The sequence below is a fragment of the Actinoplanes sp. NPDC049802 genome (assembly GCF_040656595.1).
Taxonomy (GTDB): Bacteria; Actinomycetota; Actinomycetes; order Mycobacteriales; family Micromonosporaceae; genus Actinoplanes.
Genome location: NZ_JBFAMR010000026.1, coordinates 21,509 through 39,955, shown reverse-complemented (window position 1 = coordinate 39,955; position 18,447 = coordinate 21,509). Strand labels below are relative to the sequence as shown.

15 protein-coding genes are annotated in these 18,447 nt (G+C 72.6%); 4 read left to right on the top strand and 11 right to left on the bottom strand.

All coding sequences use genetic code 11. From position 1 onward, the window contains the following. Window positions 1-78: 78 nt before the first annotated feature. Window positions 79-582, top strand: a complete 504-nt coding sequence (locus AB0I88_RS19530; protein WP_361025972.1) for a SigE family RNA polymerase sigma factor — start codon at window positions 79-81, stop codon at window positions 580-582. Next, window positions 572-2,059: a PQQ-binding-like beta-propeller repeat protein gene (locus tag AB0I88_RS19525; RefSeq protein ID WP_361025969.1), complete on the top strand. Its 1,488-nt coding sequence runs from the start codon at window positions 572-574 to the stop codon at window positions 2,057-2,059. Before AB0I88_RS19530 ends, AB0I88_RS19525 begins: the two co-directional genes overlap by 11 nt. Here the strand turns inward: AB0I88_RS19525 and AB0I88_RS19520 are convergent, their stop codons facing one another. The 4 genes from AB0I88_RS19520 to AB0I88_RS19505 form a co-directional block, all read right to left on the bottom strand. Further along, a complete protein-coding gene (locus AB0I88_RS19520) occupies window positions 2,060-3,136 on the bottom strand; it encodes an amidohydrolase family protein (protein ID WP_361025966.1) in 1,077 nt (358 codons plus the stop codon). It lies immediately after the preceding gene. A 17-nt stretch (window positions 3,137-3,153) separates the two neighbouring features. After that, window positions 3,154-3,747 (bottom strand): Uma2 family endonuclease, encoded by a 594-nt coding sequence (locus AB0I88_RS19515; RefSeq protein ID WP_361025963.1) that lies wholly within the window; start codon window positions 3,745-3,747, stop codon window positions 3,154-3,156. A gap of 65 nt (window positions 3,748-3,812) precedes the next feature. Next, on the bottom strand, window positions 3,813-5,372 hold the full coding sequence (gene ffh, locus AB0I88_RS19510) for a signal recognition particle protein (RefSeq protein WP_361025960.1): 1,560 nt from the start codon (window positions 5,370-5,372) through the stop codon (window positions 3,813-3,815). A 65-nt stretch (window positions 5,373-5,437) separates the two neighbouring features. Further along, entirely contained in the window at window positions 5,438-5,680 is a 243-nt protein-coding gene (locus tag AB0I88_RS19505) for a hypothetical protein (RefSeq protein WP_361025957.1), read from the bottom strand. A gap of 459 nt (window positions 5,681-6,139) precedes the next feature. Between AB0I88_RS19505 and AB0I88_RS19500 the strand changes: the two genes are divergently transcribed. After that, window positions 6,140-7,402: a nucleotide sugar dehydrogenase gene (locus tag AB0I88_RS19500; RefSeq protein WP_361025954.1), complete on the top strand. Its 1,263-nt coding sequence runs from the start codon at window positions 6,140-6,142 to the stop codon at window positions 7,400-7,402. Window positions 7,403-7,745: 343 nt separating this feature from the next. Here AB0I88_RS19500 and AB0I88_RS19495 read toward each other — a convergent pair whose 3' ends face one another. The 5 genes from AB0I88_RS19495 to AB0I88_RS19475 are packed head-to-tail and all read right to left on the bottom strand — an operon-like array spanning window position 7,746 to window position 13,476. Then, complete coding sequence (locus AB0I88_RS19495; protein WP_361025952.1) at window positions 7,746-8,117, bottom strand: GtrA family protein; 372 nt, start codon at window positions 8,115-8,117, stop codon at window positions 7,746-7,748. Continuing rightward, window positions 8,104-9,084: a glycosyltransferase family 2 protein gene (locus tag AB0I88_RS19490; RefSeq protein WP_361025949.1), complete on the bottom strand. Its 981-nt coding sequence runs from the start codon at window positions 9,082-9,084 to the stop codon at window positions 8,104-8,106. The genes AB0I88_RS19495 and AB0I88_RS19490 overlap by 14 nt, the downstream gene beginning before the upstream one ends. Beyond that, on the bottom strand, window positions 9,081-10,643 hold the full coding sequence (locus AB0I88_RS19485) for a hypothetical protein (RefSeq protein ID WP_361025946.1): 1,563 nt from the start codon (window positions 10,641-10,643) through the stop codon (window positions 9,081-9,083). Before AB0I88_RS19485 ends, AB0I88_RS19490 begins: the two co-directional genes overlap by 4 nt. Continuing rightward, entirely contained in the window at window positions 10,640-11,296 is a 657-nt protein-coding gene (locus AB0I88_RS19480) for a hypothetical protein (RefSeq protein ID WP_361025943.1), read from the bottom strand. Before AB0I88_RS19480 ends, AB0I88_RS19485 begins: the two co-directional genes overlap by 4 nt. Beyond that, window positions 11,293-13,476: a glycosyltransferase gene (locus AB0I88_RS19475; protein WP_361025940.1), complete on the bottom strand. Its 2,184-nt coding sequence runs from the start codon at window positions 13,474-13,476 to the stop codon at window positions 11,293-11,295. The genes AB0I88_RS19480 and AB0I88_RS19475 overlap by 4 nt, the downstream gene beginning before the upstream one ends. A gap of 82 nt (window positions 13,477-13,558) precedes the next feature. Between AB0I88_RS19475 and AB0I88_RS19470 the strand changes: the two genes are divergently transcribed. Beyond that, complete coding sequence (locus tag AB0I88_RS19470; protein WP_361025937.1) at window positions 13,559-15,958, top strand: glycosyltransferase family A protein; 2,400 nt, start codon at window positions 13,559-13,561, stop codon at window positions 15,956-15,958. On the opposite strand, the gene AB0I88_RS19465 is transcribed toward AB0I88_RS19470, so the two are convergent. After that, complete coding sequence (locus tag AB0I88_RS19465) at window positions 15,948-16,175, bottom strand: type II toxin-antitoxin system prevent-host-death family antitoxin (protein ID WP_361025934.1); 228 nt, start codon at window positions 16,173-16,175, stop codon at window positions 15,948-15,950. The two genes, AB0I88_RS19470 and AB0I88_RS19465, sit on opposite strands and share 11 nt — an antisense overlap. Window positions 16,176-16,463: 288 nt before the next feature. After that, entirely contained in the window at window positions 16,464-18,446 is a 1,983-nt protein-coding gene (locus AB0I88_RS19460; RefSeq protein WP_361025931.1) for an acyltransferase family protein, read from the bottom strand. Between the last annotated feature and the right edge of the window lies 1 nt (window position 18,447).

Here is an 18,447-nt window from a genome sequence, read left to right as displayed (position 1 = left end):
AAGCATCGTAGTCGTGGGCCGGCGCAACCGGCCGGGTGGGCATCCCGTGTCCCTCATCGGAGAAAGACGGGGTGACGGATGGACTTCGATGGCTTCTACCGGGACACGTCCCGGCGGCTGCTGCGATACGCGTACGGGCTGACCGGCGATCCGGGCGAGGCGCAGGATCTGGTGCAGGAGGCGTACGCGCGGGCGTGGCAGCGCTGGCGCAGGGTGTCCGGGTACGACGACCCGGAGGCCTGGCTGCGTCTCGTGGTGAACCGGCTGTCCGCGGACCGGTGGCGCCGCCTCGGGGTACGCCGCGCCCGGGCCGCCGCCGAACCGCCGGTCCCACCGGTGAGCCCGCCCTCGGAGGACGTGGTCCTGCTCGTCCGGGCGATGCGTGCGCTTCCGGACAGGCAGCGACGGGCGCTGGCCCTGCACTACCTGCTGGACCGCTCGATCGCCGAGATCGCCGCCGAGTCGGGCGCCTCCCAGAACACCGTCAAGTCCTGGCTGTCGCGGGGCCGGACCGCACTGGCGGCCGCGCTGGGCGACACCCGCGCCACCGTCACCCCGGAAGGAGCCCGCCGTGCCCGCTGACCTGGACGATCTGTTCACCGCGCTGGGCCGGCAGGCCGACACGCTCCCGCTGGCCGGCGCCGGCCACGCCCGGCAGCGCGGCCGGCGGCGCCGCGCCCGCAACCGCGCCGTGCTGGCCGGTGTCGCCGTGCTGGCGGTGCTCACCGGGATCGGTGTGGCCGTCACCCGGGACCGGCACGCCGAGCCGATCCTTCCGGCCACCACCCCGGCCCGGGTCCGCGGGCTGGCGCCGGCCGGCGAGCCGCTGCGCCTCGGCGAGGGCCGGATGTGGAGCAACGCCCGGATCTCCGGGAACCGGGTGATCGGTTTCTCCATGGTCGGGGACGGTGGCCACGAGACGGTCGCCGTGGACTCCTCGACCGGCGCGACCCTGTGGCGGCTGTCCAGCACGGACACGTTCTACCGGGGGGTGGCGGCCACCGCCGAGGCGGTGATCCTGCTGCGCGAACTGGACACGCGGAGTGAGGATGTCACCGCGCCGCAGGACCGGATCCTGTACTTCCACGATCCGGCAACCGGGACGAGACGCTGGGAGCTGCGGCACATCGACCGCGACCGGCTGGTGCTGCACGAGAAGGTACTGGTCCGGCTGATCTACACCACCGGGGTGACCGAGGCGTACGACCTGGCCACCGGCCGGAGACTGTGGTCGGTTCCGGCCGGACCGGACCGGCCGAGGCTGATGGACGGGATGGCGACCGAGAACGGCGCTCACGAGTACGGCAGCGCCAACACCGCGCTGTTCGATCCGTCGTCGGAGCGGGCCTTCCCGTTCACCGACGACCGCCTGGTCCAGGTGACCGCGGCCGGCCGGGTGGTGATCCGGGACATCCGCACCGGCAAGGTCCGGTCGACCGTTCAGGCGTGGACGACCGCGCTGGACGTCTGGGAGCAGCGCCCGGGTGTGATCGGCATCGATTCGGTGATCGCCTACGAGGGGACCGTCTACCTGACCGCGTACGACGACAAGGGGACCCAGCTCGGCACCCCGGACCGGATCCTGCACCGGCGTCCGGCCTCGTGGGATTGGGAGGATTTCGTGCCCTGCGGGCGCCGGCGGCTCTGCGTCTTCGAACACCGGGGTGCCCGGGAGGCCCGCACCGTCATGATCGACGCCGCCACCGGGACGGTGCTGCGGACCACCGGGGCGGTGCCGGGCGACGGGATCGCGTCGATACGGACCGGCCGGCTCATGATGAGTTTCGGCGGTGACGGCGGCACGGCCCTCTACGACCCGAACGGCCAGGCGATGTACTCCGACAACGGTTTCGGCGGGTTCGTCGACGACGGCAACGTGATCACCCTCACCCAGGACGCGGGCGACCGTCGGTACACCGCCCGTGGCGTCTCCACCATCGACTACCGGAAGACCAGACTGGGCGTCCTGCCGGAGATCTCCGGCAGGTGTGACTGGGACGAGACGGTGCTGGCCTGCCCCGCCGGACGTGAGCTGCGGGTCTGGCGCTTCACCCGCTGATCACCTGATGACGGCCCCGCGCAGCACGATCCGGCGCGGGGCCCGCACCACCCGCAGGTCGGCGCGCGGGTCGGTGTCGTAGACCACCAGGTCGGCGAGGCCGCCCTCGACCAGGCCGGGGAAACCCAGCCAGGCGCGGGCACCCCAGGAGGCGGCGGCCAGCACGTCGACCGCCGGGATGCCGGCCTCGTGCAGGTAGAGCATCTCCTCGGCGGCCAGCCCGTGCCGGATGCCGCCGCCCGCGTCGGTGCCCACGTAGATCGGGACACCGGCCTCGTGCGCGGCCAGCACCACGGACGGGAAACGGTCCCGCAGCGCGATCATGTGGTCGGCGTAGCCGTCGAACTTGCCGCGCGCGTTGTCGGCGATCTTCCCGAACGTCCGAATGTTGATCATCGTGGGCACCAGGGCGGTCCCCCGCCGGGCCATCTCGTCGATCAGGTCCAGGGTGAGCCCGGTGCCGTGCTCCACCGAATCGACCCCGGCCCGCACCATGATCTCCACCCCCTCCTCGGAGAAGGTGTGGACGGCGGCACGGGCACCCGCGGCGTGCGCGGCCTCGACGGCGGCGGCCATGGTCGCGGCGTCCCAGCTCGGCGCGAGATCCCCCACGCTGCGGTCGATCCAGTCGCCGACCAGTTTCACCCAGCCGGTCCCGGCTTTCGCCTGCGCGGTGACGGCGACGGCGACCTCCTCGCCGGCCACCTCGACGCCGATGTCGCGCAGATAGCGGCGGGGCGCGGCCACGTGCCGGCCGGCGCGGGCGAGGCGCGGCACGCCCGGTTCGTCGTCCAATTCGGGGTACGGGTACGGCGAGCCGGCGTCCCGAAGGGCCAGGACTCCCGCGTCCCGATCCTGACGGGCCAGCTCACGGGCCTGATCGACGCTCTCGATCGGTTTCGCCCCGTAGGCGATCCCGAGGTGGCAGTGCGCGTCGACGAGCCCCGGCAGGATGAACCCACCGTCGCTGATCGTCTCGGCATCGGCCACCGGCTCGAAGGTGACTCTGTCCCCCACCAGCCACAGGTCCCGGACCTCACCGTCCGGCAGAACCGTCCCACGCACATGAAGCGCCATGGGTAAGTCCTACCGGATCAAGCCTCCTCTTGTGCAGCGAGGTATTTATCACGCAACGCCGTCAGCGCCGGCAGATCGATGGTGATCGGGTACGGATCGTCGGTATGGAAAACGTCGACGGTGCTGATGACGCGCTCATACTTGCCGTCCTCCGCCGGCCGGAAAACGGTCATCACCACGCCACCGTCGAAGGTGGGGTCGACGACCCAGTAGTTCCGAACGCCCGCCGCCGCGTAGACCTCGGTCTTCGCATGCATATCTCGGAAGTGGGATGTCGGTGAGACGACCTCCATGACGAGCATCGCGCCCTTGACCGGCACCGGCGAAACCATCATGTACCGCTCTTGCACCACCACCACATCGGGCCGTGGTTCGTTGCGCCGATCAACCTCGAGTGACAGGTCGGGAACCGCCGCATAGCCGGTGGGACAGTTCTGCCCCACCGCCAAGGTCAGCTGCAAGCCGAGAATCTGATGAAAACCGGTAGGGGACGGCAAGATCAGCCTTCCGTCGATCAACTCGTAACGGAGTCCCTCGGGAAGGCTGTCCAGATCGTCAGTGGTCCAGTCCTGCTTGTCGAGCAGGTCCGGGATACGCAGGGCCGCAGTCATGGGCACCTCCTGGTCGGGGGGTGTCATAAGACTACCTGGACCATGACTAGCCCTGCCATCCCAGATCAGCGATTGTCATCCTTCGGTGGCTTGCTCAGCTTGTTGAAGTCGAGCTTCGGCAGCTTGAAACCGGGCGGCATCCCCTGCCCGCCACCCAGCGCGCCCGGGTCGAGGCCCGGCGGCAGCTGCGGCATCCCACCCGGGAACCCGGCGGGCATGCCCCCGGGACGGCCGCCGACCCGCGGGCGGTTGCCGCCCTTCGTACCCTTGCGCTTGTTCTTCGAGCTCTTGGTGGCGCTGCGCCGGGAGCCGGGCAGGCCCATCATCCCGGTCATCTGCTTCATCATCTTCTGCGCCTCGGTGAAGCGGTTGAGAAGCTGATTGACGTCCATGACCGTGACGCCGGAGCCGTTGGCGATGCGCAGCCGGCGCGAGCCGTTGATGATCTTCGGATTGGTGCGCTCGCCCGGGGTCATCGAGCGGATGATCGCGGTGACCCGGTCGAAGTGACTGTCGTCGAGGTCGTCGAGCTGGCCCTTGAGCTGGCCCATGCCGGGCATCATGCCGAGGATGTTGGCGATCGGGCCCATCTTGCGGACCGCGATCAGCTGGTCCAGGAAGTCCTCCAGCGTGAACTGCTCGCCACCGAGCAGCTTGCTGGCCATCTTCTCCTTCTGATCCTCGTCGAAGGCCTGCTCGGCCTGCTCGATGAGGGTCAGCAGGTCGCCCATGTCGAGGATCCGCCCGGCCATCCGGTCGGGGTGGAAGACGTCGAAGTCCTCCAGCTTCTCACCGGTGGAGGCGAACAGGATGGGCTGGCCGGTGACGTGCCGGACCGACAGCGCGGCGCCACCGCGGGCGTCGCCGTCGAGCTTGGAGAGGACCACGCCGGTGATGCCGACGCCGTCGCGGAACGCCTCGGCGGTGCGCACCGCGTCCTGGCCGACCATCGCGTCGATGACGAAGATGACCTCGTCCGGGTCGACGGCGGAGCGGATGTCGGCCGCCTGCTGCATCATCTCGGCGTCGATGCCGAGACGGCCGGCGGTGTCGACGATGACGATGTCCTTGGCGGTCCGCTTGGCGTGCTCGATCGAGTCACGCGCGACCTGGACCGGGTCGCCGACGCCGTTGCCCGGCTGCGGGGCGTAGACGTCCACCCCGGCCCGCTGGCCGAGCACCTGGAGCTGGTTGACCGCGTTGGGGCGCTGCAGGTCACAGGCGACCAGCAGCGGCTGGTGCCCCTGACCCTTGAGCCAGCGGGACAGCTTGCCGGCCAGCGTGGTCTTACCGGAGCCCTGGAGACCGGCCAGCATGATCACGGTCGGCGGCTGCTTGGCGAACTGCAGCCGCCGCCCCTCGCCGCCGAGGATCTGGATCAGTTCCTCGTTGACGATCTTGATGATCTGCTGGGCCGGGTTGAGGGCCTGGGAGACCTCGGCGCCCCGCGCCCGCTCCTTCAGCGTGGCGATGAACGCCTTGACCACCGGGAGCGCGACATCCGCCTCCAGCAGCGCGAGACGGATCTCGCGGGCGGTGGCATCGATGTCGGCATCGGTGAGCCGGCCCTTGCCGCGGAGCTTGCCGAAGATCCCGGAGAGGCGGTCACTCAAGGTGTCAAACACGATGCGACTTCCCGTTGGTCGTAACTGTTGGCGTCGACCGCAAGCCTAGCCGGACCGCCGCCGGCTCACCGGTTCCGCATCCGGTAGGTCCGCGCGGCCGCCTCGATCCGCCGCTGGGTGCGGGTGCCGGGAGCCAGGCCCTTCTTCATCTTCGAGTAGACGAGGACGCCGCCGGTGACCACGAGAGCCCCCAGGAGCATGTAGAAGAGCAGCGGGCCGAGAACCGAGCTGACGAACCACCCCACGGCCCATCCCACCACGGCCACCCCGGCGACCAGTGCCACCAGATACCCGATTGCCTTGCCCATCGCGGCCTCCCGCCGTCGTCGCGTTGTCGCCGCTTTCCACCATGGCCCTTCGGCGCAACCGCCCGCATCAGCCGAGACCCCGATCCGTTCCCCTAAGGGTGAGGCTTCCGCGTTTCCGGTCTGGATCCGGATAAACGCGTATAGACCGCAAATGAAGGTGCAACTCCTGATATAGACCGCAACTTCCGTCTCGGCACTGACGTTATGTCGTCGACTGCGCGGCGAAAGGACGACGGCGTGGCCCTGCGGACGGTCCGGCCGGCCGTCGCCGGCGGCGCGAGCCGGAGGTGGTGGTCAGCGAGTTCCTGCCCGCCTACCTGCCGTTCGTGTCGCCGTTCGAGTCGCAGCACCGGGGTATGCGGGCGATCGCGGCACAGCGGCGGCCGAACACCGACCGGCCGTCCCGCCCGACGTGGCACTGCCGCCCGTCGCCTGACCAAACGCGTGAAGGAGACACCCTTGAGTTACGACGTCGTCATCCTCGGACTCGGGTACGTGGGGCTGCCACTGGCGCAGCAGGCGATCCGGGCCGGCATGTCGGTCCTCGGCTTCGACATCGACGAGACCGTGGTCCGGAGCCTCGCCGAAGGCCACTCCCACGTGGATGACCTGAGCGGCACGGACGTGGAGAAGATGCTGGCCGGCGGCTTCCTGCCGACCACCGACGAAACCCTGATCGGGCGGGCGCGGGCCGCGGTGATCTGCGTGCCGACCCCGCTGTCCGAAGGGGACGGGCCGGATCTGCGGGCGGTGCTCGGCGCCACCTCGGCGGTGGGGCGCAACCTGCGGCCCGGGATGCTGGTGGTGCTGGAGTCGACCACCTATCCGGGCACCACCGACGAGGAGGTCCGGCCCCGGCTGGAGCAGCTGTCCGGGCTGACCGCGGGCATCGACTTCCACCTGGCGTTCTCACCGGAGCGGATCGACCCCGGCAACGAGGTGTACGGCGCGCACAACACCCCGAAGGTGGTCGGCGGCTACACCCCGGCGTGCACGGACGCCGCCGAGACGTTCTACGGCCGGTTCGTGGAGACGGTGGTGCGGACCCGCTCGACCCGGGAGGCGGAGACCGCCAAGCTGCTGGAGAACACCTACCGGCACGTCAACATCGCGCTGGTCAACGAGATGGCCCGGTTCTGCCACGAACTGGACATCGACCTGTGGGACGTGATCCACGCGGCGTCCACGAAACCGTTCGGCTTCCAGGCGTTCTACCCCGGACCGGGCGTGGGCGGGCACTGCATCCCGATCGACCCGAACTACCTCTCGCACAACGTGCGCAGCAAGCTCGGCTACCCGTTCCGGTTCGTCGAGCTGGCCCAGGAGATCAACACGACGATGCCGGCCTATGTGGCCCGGCGCGCCCAGAACCTGCTCAACGCCGACGGCCAGGCCGTCCGCGGGGCCACCGTGCTGCTGCTCGGCATCACCTACAAGGCCGACATCGCCGACCAGCGGGAGTCGCCGGCCGCCCCACTGGCCCGGCACCTGTCCGCGCTGGGCGCCACGGTCGCCTACCACGACCCGCACGTGACCACCTGGGATCTGGACGGCGTGCCGGTCTGCCGCACCGACGACCTGGACGGCGCCACCGCCTCGGCCGACCTGGTCATCCTGGTCCAGAACCACCGCGAATACGACCCGGACCACCTGGCCCGCACCGCGAAGCGCTTCTTCGACACCCGCGGCGTCACCACGGTCCGCGAAGCGCATCGTCTGTGATCCCACGCCCCCCGCGAAGACGATCACCGCCGGCCCGTCCCCCCGCGAAGACGATCACCGCCAGGCCGTCTCCTTCTCGAAGACCATCTCCGGTACGGGACGGAGCGTTCCCGACCGCATCCCGGACGTCCTCTGGCGCACCCGCGAGGTTCATGCGTGGTTGCGCCTGTGCTGCGGGTGCCGGGCTGAGATCGGTGGTTCGGCCGGCGCACGGCCGAGGGAGACCACCCGCTCTAGCCCGGCGGGCGCGGCACGGGCCGCACCCCGCACGGGCCTCGCGGTGCGCCACGGGACGGTCGTGGTGTGGTGGGGGACGGTCCGCCGCGTACCGGAGACGGGTTTTCTAGGCGAAGGTCCAGCGTGAGTTGAGCAGGTAGTTGAGCACCGGGATGAGGAAGAGGGCGACGGCCTGGACCACCGGGTAGGGGCCGTTCAGGAGTTCCGCGCCGATCCAGAGGACGGCGGTGTTGAGGGCGAGGGCGGCCGCGGTCACCGTGAGGAAACGCGGCGCGGTGCCGGCGTGCGGCGCGCCGCAGCGGAACACCCAGGATCGTTGCAGCAGGTAGGACACCACGACGCTGGCCGCGAACCCGGCCGTCGAGGCGGGCACCGGCGGCAGGCCCGATCCGGTTCCGGCGAGGCCCACGGTGAAGTGGGTGAGCGCGCTCAGGCCGCCGCTCACGCCGTAGCGGAGGAGCCGGTCAGTGTTCGGCACGCTGCTCGATCACCCAGCGCCCGGCGGCCTGCGGCGTCCCGGCCCGTTCCTGCACCAGGTAGCGGGGACGGGCGCGGACCTCCTCGTGGATGCGGGCGAGATATTCGCCGATGACGCCGAGGCCGATCAGGACGAACGTCCCGGTCACCAGCAGCAGCAATATGACCGTGGTGAAGCCGGCGACCGATCCGCCGCTGATCCAGCGGGCCAGTGTCTGCACGCCGAGGACCACGGCGAACACCGCGAACGCCAGTCCGGCCAGGGTGACCATGTGCAGCGGGGCCGAGGTGAACGAGGTCAGGCCGTTGACCGCCAGCCGGAACAGCCCGCGCAGCGTCCACCGGGACGCCCCGCCCTCGCGATGGTCGATGTCCACCTCGACGGTGGCCCGGGTGAAGCCGATCCAGCTGCTGGTGCCGCGGAAGAACGTGGAGTGCTCGGGCAGCCGCCGCAGCGCCTCCACGGCCGGGCGCCCGAGCAGCCGGAAGTCGGTGGCGTCGACCAGGTCGACCCGGGTGAGCCGGGTGAACGACCGGTTGAAGATCCGCGACCCGAGCCGGTTGCCGATCCCCTGGCCGGCCCGATTGCGTTTCACCGCCTCGACCACGTGCGCGCCCTCCTGCCAGCGGCGGACCATCGCCGGGATGGCCGACGGCGGATGCTGGAGATCCGAGTCGATCACCACGACCGCGTCGCCGGCGGCGTGTTCCAGCCCGGCGAGCAGCGCCGCCTCCTTGCCGAAGTTGCGGGACAGCCGCAGCCCGCGGACGCGCGAGTCGACCAGCGCCTGCCGGGCGATCCGGGACCACGAGTCGTCGGACGAACCGTCATCGACCAGGACCAGCTCGTAGTGGAGGGAGGCGGCGCCGAGCACCTCGCCGAGCCGGGCCACGAACCGGTCGACGCCCTCGCCCTCGTTGTAGATCGGCGCGACGACCGAGATCAGCGGGCGCGACGACTCAGTCATCCGGCCCGCTCACAGAATCGGACGCCGGCCAGGCTGCGGGACGCCACGTCGAGGGAGTCCCGGTAGCGCCGTTGCAGGAACGGCTTCCCCCGGTTCGCGGCGAGCGCCTCGTCGAGCAGCGCGCAGCGCCGGGCGTCACCGGCGCGGCCCCGCTCGAAGGAGCCCATCGCCGCGGCGATCCGGTTGTCGAGCTGCGCGGCCCGCTGCACCGCGACGCCGTCGGCGTAGGCCCGGTTGGCGGTCGCCGAGACCGCGCCCAGCAGCACCATCGCGGCCAGCGTGCCGGCCGCCGCTCGCCGGCCGGCGAGCAGCAGCAGGGCCACCACCAGCAGCATCCCGCCCGGCACGGTCAGCGCCGAGTCCCGCCAGCCCTGTTCCCACAGCTCCCGGCCGCTCATCGCGGCCCGCACCGCCACGCTCAGCGTGGCCAGCAGCGCCCCGCACGCCAGGACCACCACGCTGAGCGCGGCGAGACCGATCAGCGGGCGCGCGGCCGGGCGGGTGGCTTTCGGCAGGAGCCTGAGGGTACCCACGGCAAGCGCCCCCAGCAGCAGAAACGCCACCACCGGCAGCACACCGCGCAGCCAGCCGTCCCCGGTGGCGCCGGTCGCGGCCCGCCATTGCAGCGGCGGCAGCCACGCCACCATCCGGACCGGCAGCAGCAGCGCCGACCGCCCGTCCACGATCAGGTCCGACCCCTGGTAGCAGCCGCCGTCGGCGCAGAACCCGCGGATGATCCAGCGGACCGTCGCGAAGACCGGCAGGAATCCGGCCCACAGCAGCCCGGCGAACCGCGTCCCGGCGGAGGCGAGCAGCTCCCGTCCGGACAGTCCGAGGACGAACCGGCCGCGGATCAGGACGGCGGCCGTGGCGAGCGGCACGGCGAAGTAGGCGGGTTCGTTGAACACCGCGAGGGCGGCTCCGGCGGTCACCGCGAGCACCCCGTTCCACCAGCGCAGCCGGTCCAGCCGGCAGGCCGTCGCGGCGACCGTGAGGACCAGGGCCGCGGTGGTGAGGTAGAGCCCGCCGAACAGGATCGTGGTGCTGTCCTGTCCGGCGGCCACGAACCCGGCGCCGACGGCGTACGGCAGCAGCAGCGCCACGGTCGAGGGGGTGCCGCCGGACAGTCGCCCCCGGGTCAGCATGCTCTCCGCGAGGACCACGGCGGCCACGGTCAGCAGGATCGCCGCGCCGATCGAGACGGCCCGCAGCGTCACCGTGGCCGGCAGGTTGAGCTGCTGCATGCCGACGAAGGCGACCAGGTCGAGCGTCTTCTCCAGCATCCGCCCGAGCGGCCGGAAGTTGCCCAGCCGCAGGTAGGCGTCGCCGCTGGCGATGGTGTGCGACACGATGCCGCCCGGGTCGCCGCGGAACATGCCGCCGTGCCAGTAGACGTTGAACCGGTGGTCCCGGGACGGCGCCACGGCCAGCAGCGGGGTCAGCACCACGACCGGTGTCAGCACGCAGCGCCGGGCCACGTGCCCCCAGAGGCGGGGGCGGGGCGGCGCCGGCGGTTCCGCGGCGGCCTGCGCCGGTAGCATCCTGGTTTGGGCCGTCATGTCTGCTGCAACGAGGGCGGCGCCGACGGGGTTGTGTCGGCCAGCAACTCGGCCAGCGCCGGGGGCCGTTCCGGGTCGACGAAGACGACGTGCGTGGCGGCGTGCTCGGCGTACAGGCGGGACAGGCGGTCGGCGAGCACCCGGTCCCAGGGGCGGTCCGGGCGGTGCCGCTGCCAGGTCTCGCGGTCCGGCAGGTACTCCAGGATCAGGCCGGCGTTGCGCAGCAGCGAGAACTCCGGATTGTCGGTGAGCACCACGGCCCGGTGGTCCGGTTCGACGGTCAGCCTCCGCCGTACGGTCTGGGTGAACTCGCGCAGCAGCGGCAGGTCCAGGCCCATCGCCACGTACAGGCGGGCCGGCGGGGGGCGCTTGACCGTGCGGGTGCGCCGCGGTGGGGTGTCCGGGTGGCGGCGCATCCGGCCCACCAGCCGCCGGATCAGCCGCGGCGGCTGGTGCAACGGGTCGCGGGCGAACCCGACCAGGGTGCGGCCCAGCCGGTAGGAGCCGCTGCCGCGCAGGCGCCGGGCCTGTTCGCGTTCGGAGTCGCGTTCCCCGGCCAGGCCGGCGCAGCGGGCCCGCCACGCGTCGCGTTCCTGCTCGACCGTCCGCAGCCGGACCACGAGCGCCTGCATCTCCTCGCCGCCGACGGTCACCGCGCACACTCCGGTCGTTCGATGAGGGCCGCCAGCCACCCGGCGGCGTCGGCGGCGCCGCCGGGCGGGGCCACCTCGGCGCAGCGGCGGCTCAGCGCCTCCCGGACGTCGGCGCGCACCGCCCTGGCCAGCACCCGGTCCAGGTCCGGCCCGTCCGGGTCCTCGACGATCAGCGCGGCGCCCGCGGCCGCCGCGAACCGGGCCCGGCTCACCTGGTCGTCCAGGACGGTCTCCCGGTTGGGCACGAACACCGCCGGGATGCCGAAGGTGATCAGCTCATGGAACGAGTTGTACCCCGACGCGCTCACCACCAGGTCGAATCCGCGCAGGTAACGACTGATCGGGTAGAGCTTCACCACGTGCGCCCCGTCCACCGGCGGCATCGGCCCGGTGGCGATCGCCGACTCGGCCAGCACCACCCGGAAGCCGGCGTCGCGCAGCCGCCGGGCGATCCGGGCGACCGGCGACGAGATGTCGTTGATGTTGCCGGCGCCCAGTTGGAGCAGGGCGGCCGGGCCGTCCGGGCCGATCCCGAGGGCCTGCCGGGCGGCTTCCGGCGTCACCAGGTCGGCGGCGTCGAGGTAGGTGATCGGGCCGACCTCGCGCACCCCGGCCCGGTCGGCCACGGTCGGGCCCTCGTCGGCTGCGGCAGCGAACTCGCCGGGCTCCAGCACGTGGTCGAAGGCGGCGCGCCGCTCGATCCACTCGGCGCCGGTGTCCCGGCGCCACATCGGGCGGCGCACCCACACCCAGGTGATCTCCCGGTGCGCCCGGGCCGCCGCGACGATGCCGTCGTGCGGGACGCTGTCCACCGCCACGACGGCCGGCCGGTGCAGCTCGATCAGGTGCTCCAGACGGCTGCGCAACAGTTCGGCCCAGTCGTCGCGGGGCAGGCCCAGCACGCCCCGGGACGGGATGTACTCGGTGAGGAATCCCTCCCGGTGGGCCACCAGCGCGCCGTGCGACTGGGTGGCCACCACCACCGGGGTGTCCTCCGGCAGTCGCCGGCCGATCGCCATCAGCCGGGACAGGTGGCCGAGCCCGGCCCCGTTGTCGCTGACCAGCAGCACCGAGCGGGGCGGCGGGGGCGGGGGCGGTGCCAGCGCGGCCGGGGGCGGGGCGCCCGGGCGGACACCCCGCTCGGCCAGCCGGGCCAGGTGCGACCGGTAGCCGAAGCGGGACTCGACGAACTCGCGGGCCCGCAGCGCCACGGCACGGTACCGGGCGCGGTCCGCGTACAGGCCGCGGATGAGCGGGAGCACTCCCTCGGGGGTGGTGTAAAGCGCCGCATCGCCGAACAATGGCCGAAAGTGATCACCGATGACCACCGGGACCCCGGCCGCCATCGCCTCCATGACGGTCCGCCCGAACGCCTCGATCAGGTCCGGGTCGTGGAAGTAGACGAAGAAGTCGATCCCGCGCAGGAACTCGGCCGGCTGCCGGGCGCCGAACTCGATGATCTCCCAGTTCGCCGGGGTACGGCCGAGCTTCGCGACCGCCAGCTCACCACCGCCGAGGATGCTGACCCGCACGTCGGGCGTGTCCGGGTAGGCGGCCAGCAGCTCACGCACGGTCCGCGGCCACTTCACCGGATCGGGCCGCCCGTGCCGGCCGATCACCGGAACCGTGCCGACCGGGCCAGGCCGGTCGGTCCACCACTCGGACCCGTCGATGATCTCGTGCCAGTCGGTGGCGGTGAGCACCGCCCCCGGCTCGGACCGCAGCACCTCGGCGCGGACCTGCGGGCTGATCGGCGCCCACTCGATGCCCGCGCCGAAACACCCCTCGACCCGCTTCCGGACCTCGGCGAAGTCGTAGTAGCGCGCCGGGTCGCCGGCGTCGCCGGGCGCCTGGTTGAGCACCATCACGGCACGGCCCGCCCGGATCCGCGGCACGCTTCTCAGGTCCTCGGTGAAGATCCGGGGCTGGCGGACCACCAGCAGCCGGGCGGTGATCTCCTCACCCTCGGCGGCCAGGTGCGCCGAGGAGTCCCGGATCAGCTCGGTGAGCAGCGGATGGAACGGCCGGTTCCGTTTGAGGTGCGGCGACCTCACATGTGCGAGCACCGTGGTGAGGCCGGCCCGGGCCTGGGCGCGGACCTCCGCGGCGATGCTGGCCGACGTGCCGCCCGGATACCGGAAGTCCGAGAGGATCGCCACGTCGTGGACGGTCGCGGTCATGGTCGGATCAACGAACCGCCCGCACCCGGCGTCACGCTCCCCGGCCCCGGCGCGTTGATCCTCCCGACAGTTGAGGGGGGTCATGCGCAGGCAGCACACGACACCGGAGGCGTACGGCGCCGACCTGCTGGAGCGGCACTGGCGGGAGCTGACCGCGGTGGCGCCCACGGGGCCCGCCACGGCCGCCCTGCACACCCGGTCGGCGGCCGCCCGGACGCTGCTGGCGTACGCCGCCGCCCGCCGCTCCGCCGACGAGCTGGTCGTCGCCGCCCGGGAGGGCCGGCTGTTCCCGGACGCCGACGCCTTCGCGCTCGGTGAGCTGGCCCGGGTGGTCGCGTGCCAGGACCTGTACCCCGGCGACCGGGCCGACGGGCTGGCCCTGTTCGACTCGCTGCTGCGCACCTTCGGCCCGGCCGGGGTGGCGCCCGCCCATCAGGGGCTGCACGCCCAGATCGCGTTCGCGGCCGGCGACCCGGTACGCGTGGCCAAACTGCTCGCCGACTACCCCGAGGTGCCGGATCCGGTCCGCGAGGCGCTCGTCGTCGACCTGGCCACCAAGGACGAATGGCCGGGCCGGTTCGCCGGTCTGCTGCCCGCCCCGGGGCTGTCGCTGGACGGCGACGAGGCGACCTCCTTCGACCGGATCCGGTCCGGGCCGGTGACCCGCACCGGGTCGGCGCACCGGATCACCACGATCGTCACCACGTACCGCCCGGGACCGGAATTGATCACCGCGGTCCGGTCGCTGGTGGCGCAGAGCTGGACCAACCACGAGATCCTCGTCGTCGACGACGGGTCCGGGGAGGCGTACGGGTCGATCCTGGCCCTGGCGGCGTCGCTCGACCCACGGGTGCGGATCATCCGGATGCCCGCGAACGGCGGCACCTACCGGGCCCGCAACGCCGGACTCGACTACGCCAGCGGCGACTTCGTCACCTTCCAGGACTCCGACGACTGGTCGCACCCGCTACGGCTGGAACGCCAGGTCACCCCGCTGCTCGCCGCGGACGGCCCGGTGGCGACCACGTCGGCGGCCATCCGGGTGACCGAGGACCTGGTGGTGACCCGGCCCGGGTACACCGCCTTCCGGTCGTACAACCTGTCGTCGCTGATGATCCGCCGGGAGGCCGCCCTGGACCGGCTCGGCCACCTCGACCCGGTACGCAAGGGCGCCGACGCCGAGTACGTGGAACGTGCCCGTGCCGTCTTCGGCCGCCCCGCCATACGGCACCTGGACGGCGAGCCGCTGGCACTGATCCGGCTCACGTCCGGGTCCCTGTCCAGCACCGAGATCGGGCCGGGCTGGATGATCCCGGCGCGGCACGCGTACCTCTCGGCTTTCCAGGCCTGGCATTCCCGGGTGGCCGCCGGGCAGGAGCCGGCCGTCCGGCCGCGCGTCCCGGGCCGCCGGCCGTTCGCCGTGCCCCGCGGTCTGGCCGGGGACGCCGCGGCCCGGCGGTCCACCTTCGACGTGATCCTGGCCGGCGACTGGAGCGCCCGCGGCGACCTGTCCTGGCCGGCCGCCGAACGGGTCCAGGCCCTGCTCCGGCCGGGCCGCTCGGTCGCCGTGCTGCACCTCGACGAACTGGCCGGGGTGGCGAGCCGCCCGGCCCGGATCGACCCCGCCCTCCAGCAGATGATCAACGCGGGGGTGGTGGACCAGGTGATGCTCGCCGACGAGGTGTACGCCCGGCTGATCCTGGTGCACGGCCCCGCCGTGCTCGGGTTCGCGCCCGGCACCCCGTCCGCGGTCCGCGGCGCACTGGTGGTCGTGGAAGCCGATCCGGCCTGGAGCCCGGCCGCCGCGCACTGCGCCGCCGAGGCCCGCCGGCTCTTCGGCGTCGAACCGCTGTGGGCGCCCACCGGCCCGTCCTCCCGTGGCGAGCTGGCCGCCGGGCCGTTCGGCGCCCGCCTCGCCCCGGCCGATCTGCCCGGCACCGTCAACCTGCGCCGCTGGCGACTGCACCGCCCCGGCCCGCGCGCCGACCGCCCGGTGATCGGCCGGATCTGCGCGGGCGGCCCGGACGAGTGGCAGCGGCTGCGCGGTGCCCTGCCCCGGTCCCCGGAACTCGACGTCCGGATCCTCGACCTGAACAAGAAGTCGCCGCACCCGGCCGACGGCTGGCTGGTCTACCGCGCCTCCGATCTGGACACCCGCGGATTCCTCCAACAGCTCGACTTCTACCTGCATCTGCCGCCGGACGACGATCCGGCCGGCCCGGCCTGCCCCGAGGTGCTGGTCGCCATGGCGGCCGGCTGCGTGCCGGTCCTGCCGCACCGCTTCTCCCCGGCCTTCGGCACGGCCGCCGTCTACGCCACCGGGGCGGACGTCCCGGCCCTGATCACCGGCCTGCACGCCGACCCGGCCGCCCTCCTGGCCCAGAGTGAACGCGGCCTCGCCTTCGTGCAGACCCACCACCAGCACGCCCGCTACGCCGACGCGGTCGCCACCCTCCTGGAGATCGACCAGATCAGACTTTGATCCCGAAGTCGTCCGCGATCTCCGCATCGGTCTCGGGAGAGTCCCAGTCACCCGACAGATCCACCTGCCCGGCGAGGGAGCCGATACCGGTCCGATCGACTCGGCGCACCAACGGGACGATACGTGCGACCGGGGTACCGGCCCGATCGATGATGATCTCCTCCCCGCGCTCCACTCGCTCGATGACGCGAGACAGATGGGTCTTCGCCTCATGCATGGTGTAGACATCGCTCCCCATCCCGGCCGCCCAGCCGAGAGATCAGTCCGGTGCCGGGCCATCCGGCGAGGGAAGCCGCCCGGGCAGAGGCGGTCACGCGTACCGGAAAGGAAGTGAGCGCAACCGGACCGCGACGCGAAGGCACCCGGCCGGCGATCGGATCGGCACGGCCGCCGCCGATCAGAACGGTGGCGAGGCCGGAACCCCCTCCCGGCTTCGCCCGCGGTGCCCCCGCACCGCGAACGCGTGCCCCCGCCCATCACCCCCGGGCGGGGGCACGCGCCTGTCTCACACTCGCGGCAGGTGCGGCGCCATCAACGGAGCGACGACCTTGGCGTACGCCTCCGTCAGGTGATTGCTGTCCCGATAGACGAGCGTGTCGCCGACCACCAGCGGGCATTTCGCGGCGCACAGCCACGGCACCGGGTCGACCACCGAGATGCCGGCGGCGACCGCCGTGGCCCGCTGGATCTCCCGCCACCGCGGCTCGGGCAGCACGTCGCGGCGCGGGGCGGCGCATGCGGAGATCGCGGTGGACCTGGTGCTCAGGCAGTCGGCCGGCGCCACCGTGAGAAACGGCGTGTCGACGAGCATCGTCACGTTCGGGGAGGTCCGTTTCAGGGCGGTCAGGGTGCGTACCCATCCGGTCTGCCAGACGGCGTCCGGGTCAGCCGGCGCGCCGGCCAGCACCTGCCGGTAGTTGACGCTGGACGAGACCACCACGAGGGCCGGGCGCAGCCGCGCGATCCGGGTCAGCGCCTCCTGCCGCCAGTCGTCGCACTCCAGGTAGCGGCGCTGGGCGCGGCGCTCGTTGACGGCGATCCCGGCCGGGCTGCACGAGCTTCGGGTGAAGTTGTGGAGCCGCCAGCCGCGCTGCCGGGCCAGCGTTTCCATGGTGGGGAACCACTGGAGGGCGTGCGAGTCGCCGAACAGCACGACCACCCGCCCCGAGGCGCGGTCGGCGTAGCCGCAGTCGCTTTTCGGGCGGAACGGCCCGGACAGCCCGGCGTGGCAGCCGTCGAGTTGCGGGGCGAGCCGCTGCCGGGCCGCGGCCTCCAGTGTGGGGTTCAGGTTGCGCGGCAGGTCGGTGGCGGTCTGACCGGCGCGGAGCAGCCGGTTCAGGGTGACGGCCGGCCGGTCCGCGGCGGCGACGGCCTGCTGGGCGCCGGCGGCGGTGCCTTTGGTGGGCACGGCCGGCGGGTGGCTCATGCCGGCGCCGGCGATCGCGGCGGCCGCCGCGGACAGGGCGATGCCGAGGAACAGGCCGCGGCGGGGGCGTACGGTCCACAGGCGATGATGGCGCACCGGATCCTCCAGCAGGTGGTGGCTGGCGACGGCGAGTCCCAGCGCGACGGTGGCGGTGGCGGCCCGGGCGGCGAGGCCGGCGGGCGCGAGGAGCAACAGCGGCCAGTGCCAGAGGTACCAGCCGTAGGACATCCGGCCGAGCCAGCGCATCGGCGCCGTCTCCAGCAGCCGGTTGCCGTTCGCGGCGATGATCGCGACGGTGCCGGCGACCGCGAGCCCGGGGAAGGTGCGGGTCTCGCCTGCGGTGAACACGCCGAGCAGGACGGCCGTGAGCCCGGCCCAGCCGAGCCACGGCACTGCCCGCCGGCTTCCCAGGTAGCTGAGGATCGCGCCGGCGCCGAGTTCCCAGGCGCGCCCCTCCGTGCCGAAATATCCGCTGCCGGCAATGCTCCAGGCGAAGGAGCCGGCCGTGCCCGCGGCGAGCACGGCGAGCGCCCACCGGCCCCGGGCCACCAGCAGGATCAGCGGCCAGACCAGGTAGAACTGCTCCTCCACGGCCAGCGACCAGAAATGCTGGAACGGCGACGGCGCCGGATCCCCGAAGTAGTCGGTCTCCGTCCCGGCCAGGCGCAGGTTCATCGTGTACGTGGCGGCGGCCATCGCGTCCTGGGCGAAGGACGTGAACCGGACGGGCGGCGCCCAGAACCAGGCCCCGGCCAGGCTCACCACGATCACCAGGGTGGCCACGGGCAGCAGCCGTACGGCCCGGCGCGCGTAGAACCGCACCAGATCCACCCGCCCGGTCGAGGCGATCTCCCGGCGCAGCAGCGAGGTGATCAGGAATCCGGAGACGACGAAGAACACATCGACGCCGAGGAAACCACCGGCCACTCCCGGCACGCCCACGTGGGCCAGGACGACGAGCAGCACCGCGACGGCGCGCAGCCCTTCGATGTCACCCCGGTACGCCGGCCGTGCCGCGGCGGGCGCCGGACGGCTCCGGCGCCCGGGCAGCGTGACGGTCATG

What these genes read in the sequence shown, in the direction of transcription:
- AB0I88_RS19530 (WP_361025972.1), top strand. Translation starts at nt 79, where the DNA reads ATGGACTTCGATGGCTTCTACCGGGACACGTCCCGGCGGCTGCTGCGA.
- AB0I88_RS19520 (WP_361025966.1), bottom strand. Translation starts at nt 3,136, where the DNA reads ATGGCGCTTCATGTGCGTGGGACGGTTCTGCCGGACGGTGAGGTCCGG.
- AB0I88_RS19515 (WP_361025963.1), bottom strand. Translation starts at nt 3,747, where the DNA reads ATGACTGCGGCCCTGCGTATCCCGGACCTGCTCGACAAGCAGGACTGG.
- AB0I88_RS19505 (WP_361025957.1), bottom strand. Translation starts at nt 5,680, where the DNA reads ATGGGCAAGGCAATCGGGTATCTGGTGGCACTGGTCGCCGGGGTGGCC.
- AB0I88_RS19490 (WP_361025949.1), bottom strand. Translation starts at nt 9,084, where the DNA reads ATGACTGAGTCGTCGCGCCCGCTGATCTCGGTCGTCGCGCCGATCTAC.
- AB0I88_RS19485 (WP_361025946.1), bottom strand. Translation starts at nt 10,643, where the DNA reads ATGACGGCCCAAACCAGGATGCTACCGGCGCAGGCCGCCGCGGAACCG.
- AB0I88_RS19475 (WP_361025940.1), bottom strand. Translation starts at nt 13,476, where the DNA reads ATGACCGCGACCGTCCACGACGTGGCGATCCTCTCGGACTTCCGGTAT.
- AB0I88_RS19470 (WP_361025937.1), top strand. Translation starts at nt 13,559, where the DNA reads ATGCGCAGGCAGCACACGACACCGGAGGCGTACGGCGCCGACCTGCTG.
- AB0I88_RS19465 (WP_361025934.1), bottom strand. Translation starts at nt 16,175, where the DNA reads ATGCATGAGGCGAAGACCCATCTGTCTCGCGTCATCGAGCGAGTGGAG.
- AB0I88_RS19460 (WP_361025931.1), bottom strand. Translation starts at nt 18,446, where the DNA reads ATGACCGTCACGCTGCCCGGGCGCCGGAGCCGTCCGGCGCCCGCCGCG.